Origin of the sequence: Mesorhizobium sp. M1A.F.Ca.IN.020.06.1.1, from assembly GCF_004023265.1 — a bacterium.
Classification (GTDB): Bacteria; Pseudomonadota; Alphaproteobacteria; order Rhizobiales; family Rhizobiaceae; genus Mesorhizobium.
In genome coordinates, this window is the sequence record NZ_RZSR01001190.1 from 1 (window position 1) to 1547 (window position 1547).

The following is a 1547-nucleotide window of genomic DNA, read 5'->3' on the forward strand; positions in this document are numbered from 1 at the left end:
TCATCGGAATACGCAGACCGGCCTGTCGCAAGGCGAATTCAACATCGATAGAATGTGCTGGCTCGCTGGCGTCAGCCGCGCGAGTTACTACCGTCACTGGCTAGATTCGGCCCCTCGTCGGGCCGAGACAGGTTTGCGCGATCTCATTCAAAAGGTGGCTCTGAGCAACGCGCACTACGGTTACCGCCGGATCGCAGCTCTGCTGCGGCGGGAGGGGTGGCAAATCAACCACAAATGCATTCTACGGATCATGCGTGAAGACAATCTGCTGTGCCTGCGCGCGAAACCCTTTGTGCCTGCAACGACGAACTCGAGGCATGGTTGGCAAGTCGTGCCGAACCTTGCCAGGGGTATGATCCTCAATGGGATCAACCAGCTATGGGTTGCCGACATCACCTTCCTGCATCTGGCGGAAGAGTTTGCTTTCCTTGCCGTTGTGCTTGACGCATTTAGCCGCAGGGTGGTCGGCTGGGCGTTGGATACGCATCTCAGAGCAAGCCTTGCCATTGAGGCGCTCGAGATGGCCATTGCCGATCGCCAGCCCGCTCCCGGGAGCCTCGTGCATCATTCCGACCGCGGAGTTCAATATGCCTGCGGGGCCTACTCCGAACTTCTGCATCTTCACGGCATCCAGGCGAGCATGAGCCGTGTCGGAAATCCTTACGACAACGCTAAGGCGGAGAGCTTCATGAAAACCCTGAAGCAGGAAGAGGTGCAAGGTCTCGCCTATAAGGATGCCGATGATGCCCGCAGTCGCATCGGCGCTTTCATCGATACCGTCTACAACACGCAGCGCCTGCATTCGGCGCTCCATTATCTCACGCCGGAGGAATACGAACAGAAGCATTCAGGTGGACGACAGATGGAAAAGGCGGCATAGCTTAACGTGGGACGCTGTCCGCGATTTTCCTTGTCTCAGTCTGGGGGTGCACTCCACGACTGTCCGGCTTTTGCGAAATGCGCAGACAAGGGACAAGGAACTGGACCAGCGGCTTCGCGAGTTGCATGCCCGCGAGCTTCCGCCACGTCAAAGGCTTGCCATCGAGCGCCCAACAGGTGCGCCCCGCAAGCGCCAACATCCAACGAGTTTCTTTTTCGGCGCTAATCAATGATCAGCGCTTTGTGCCATTTTCGTCTGAAAATGGGATGATACATCATACATCAAAGCAGTCTTGCGGTCTCAGCTGGAGCCAAAGATGCTGTTGGCGCGCTCTGCGGCCTTACATGTGTACGCTCGTCTAGCCGGACTTGCCGTCCTTGCCCGTATAGGTGCCGAGCTTGGCCCAGGAGGCGCCGGCGGCGTTCTTTGACGATTGTTTTTTTCGGACGACGGCACAATGCCTCAGACTGTCATTGCCGAAGTCACCAGAGTGGATCGCTCGGCCGGTTGCTTATTCCATTTCCGCAGCCTCAGTTCCCATCTCCGACGCGTTGACCGCTTCGAAAAGCCAATGTCACATAACAACGCAGACGGGTGGTGTTTCCCAACCCCGAGGGCCGCCGGACACCGTATGCGATTGTCCGTCCCCGGGCGGATGGTCCACGAC

The 1547-nt window shown here is 57.8% G+C and carries 1 protein-coding gene; it reads left to right on the top strand.

Annotated features, from left to right (window positions below; genetic code table 11):
- Positions 1–880, top strand: an 880-nt coding sequence (locus tag EOA60_RS32355; RefSeq protein WP_128312582.1) for an IS3 family transposase, incomplete at its 5' end; no start/stop codon positions are given.
- Positions 881–1547: the final 667 nt, after the last annotated feature.